The sequence below is a fragment of the Thermovirga sp. genome (assembly GCA_012523215.1).
GTDB lineage: Bacteria > Synergistota > Synergistia > Synergistales > Thermovirgaceae > 58-81.
Genome location: JAAYIZ010000287.1, coordinates 1 through 2,284, shown reverse-complemented (window position 1 = coordinate 2,284; position 2,284 = coordinate 1). Strand labels below are relative to the sequence as shown.

General features: G+C 54.7%; 3 protein-coding genes. 1 reads left to right on the top strand and 2 read right to left on the bottom strand.

Annotated features, from left to right (window positions below):
- Both tsaA and trmB read right to left on the bottom strand, forming a co-directional pair.
- Positions 1 to 401 (bottom strand): tRNA (N6-threonylcarbamoyladenosine(37)-N6)-methyltransferase TrmO (tsaA, locus tag GX108_07810; GenBank protein NLO56934.1); only part of this gene is annotated, 401 nt, incomplete at its 3' end.
- Positions 398 to 1,333 (bottom strand): tRNA (guanosine(46)-N7)-methyltransferase TrmB, encoded by a 936-nt coding sequence (trmB, locus tag GX108_07805; protein ID NLO56933.1) that lies wholly within the window; start codon positions 1,331 to 1,333, stop codon positions 398 to 400. The genes trmB and tsaA, both read right to left, overlap by 4 nt.
- A gap of 307 nt (positions 1,334 to 1,640) precedes the next feature.
- Here trmB and GX108_07800 point away from each other — a divergent pair, with 307 nt between their 5' ends.
- Entirely contained in the window at positions 1,641 to 2,216 is a 576-nt protein-coding gene (locus GX108_07800; protein NLO56932.1) for a pyruvate synthase, read from the top strand.
- Positions 2,217 to 2,284: the final 68 nt, after the last annotated feature.

Genomic DNA, 2,284 nt, shown 5'->3' with positions numbered 1-2,284 from the left:
GCGCGCTCCCAGTTTATCCCCCTGGAAGGTTTGATGTCCACCACCGGCGTCCCGTCCACCGCGTCAAGGCCCTCCACCACCAGGACAGGCCCCCTTATACCTTTCAAAAGGACAAGGCTGGCGCCGATATGGTTGGGCCTGTTCGGGCTGCAGGTCGAGAACACCCCCCGGAGTGGGTTCATGGCATCCCCCCTGGGGTGGACTTTCATGGGAAAACCGCGGCAAAGGTGAAACCGGAAAAGAACGAGGAGCCTTTCGCCTTCTTCCAACCCTTCCAGGGCCTCTTCGAATTCAGGCATCAGTTCAATCCTAGAATCGACTCCATGGAATCTCTCCGGCGGCACGGGCACCTTGAAGGGTGAACGCACGTAACCCACGGGGTAAAGGGGGTACCCGTTCATCGGCCAGCATCTTCCAGGAAGGATGCCACATCCTGGAATGCTCCCCTCACCGATGGGGTCGCGAAGGGCCGTGTCGCGAAATCCGTTTTGATCATGCAACCGTCCTTTCCCGGGACAATCCGGAAAAAGAAGGACTGTTCAAAACCCTCATCAGAGGTAAAGGTTTCCACCAGGATAACCCCCGAAGGATTGGCGAAGCAGTCCCTAAAGATCCAACGGGCTTCTCTTTGTCCCGCCGTTATTCCCACCAGCGGGACCAGTTCGGCCAAGTCAGGACAAGGCCTCCCCAAAGCCTTGTGCAATTCGATCACTCCCCTTTCCGGGATTCCCTTCCCGAAGGGCTTCTCCTTTCTGAACCGCATAAGAAAAATCCTCTTACCGGCTTCCAGCCATTTTTTTTCGTACTTGGTACGCCTCCTCCTTGAAGAATCCGATTCGAAAAAATCCATTACGATGGCAGGATGGGATGGGATGGTCATTGCCGCCTCCCGGGCGTATTGTTCATCATCGGTCGCCAGTTCGAAGAAACCTCCGATCTTGAGGACACCCGCCAGGCTGTTTACAAAATGCTTCGAAGTTACCCTCCTCTTTGCGTGCCTGCTCTTCGGCCAAGGGCAGGGGAAGTTCATGAAAATCGCATCCACCCCTTCTTCGGGGAAGCATTCGTTCAAAAGGAAACGGGCATCCCCGAAGAGGAGGCGAACGTTGCCGATTGAGGATCGCTTCGCCCGTTTTGCGGCCTTCATGATGCAATTGCGGGAAACCTCGATGCCGTAAAAAAGACCGTCGGGCCTTTCGGAGGCCATGCGCTGTAAGAACTCGCCGTTGCCGAATCCGATCTCGACCGCACAATAAGGGGCTTCTTCGCCGAAGGCCATCGAGACCAGGCAACCGGGGCCTCTTTTTAAGAGGATATCTCCCAGAGGGATCAAAACAGGCACATCCTTTCGCGAAAAAGGGCGGTGGCAGTTTAAAAAATTTCTGCAGGCTTGACACCAGGTTGCGCCTACATACAATATACATGCAATGTACAGATAATTCTGAAGAGCCTATTCCACGCGATGATTCCTTAGAATCATTTTTCTTGGAGATTCAGCGCTTTATCCGCTTTTCCTTGTTACCAGGGAGTGGAACCTCTCAACGGGGGAAGTGATTCCCTCTCCCTGTTATTATTTTAGGCGTCTTTGGAATTACCCGCAATTAACCGTTCAACGCATCTTCCAAGAAGGAGGGGTACTAATGTCAGAAGTCATCGAAGTTCGATGGCACGGAAGGGGAGGACAGGGAGCAAAGACGGGGTCAGCCATCCTCGCCGAAGTACTTTTCGAGGCCGGCAAGCACACCCAGTCCTTCCCCGAGTACGGAGCAGAGCGTCAGGGAGCGCCCATGAAAGCCTTCAACCGGGTGGGGGACGAACCCATCAGGGACCGATCCGGAGTCCTCACGCCGGACGTCGTGGTCCTGATCGATCCCACGCTGATCGATGCGGTCAAACCTACCGAGGGCGGCAAGGATACCACCCTGTACCTGATCAACTCACCGGAATCGCCCGCGGAGCTCAAGAAGAAACTGAAGCTGAAGGATTCGACAAAGGTCATGGCCGTCGACGCAACCAAGATCACCCTCGAGGAATTTGGCCAGAACCGGCCTAACACCCCCATCCTTGGAGCACTGGCTCATTTTTTCAAGGATGTTCCTCTTGAGGCGTTTATCGACCACTTCACCCATAAAATGGGGGCAAAACTATCGGAGAAGATCCTCAAGGCCAACCAGAATTCTATCCGACGCGGATACGAGGAGGTGCAGCAGGGATGAGTTCGTTAAAGGGCTGGAAAGATCTGCCTCTCGCGACAACGGTGCCGGCTTCGACTTCCGAGAAGGTC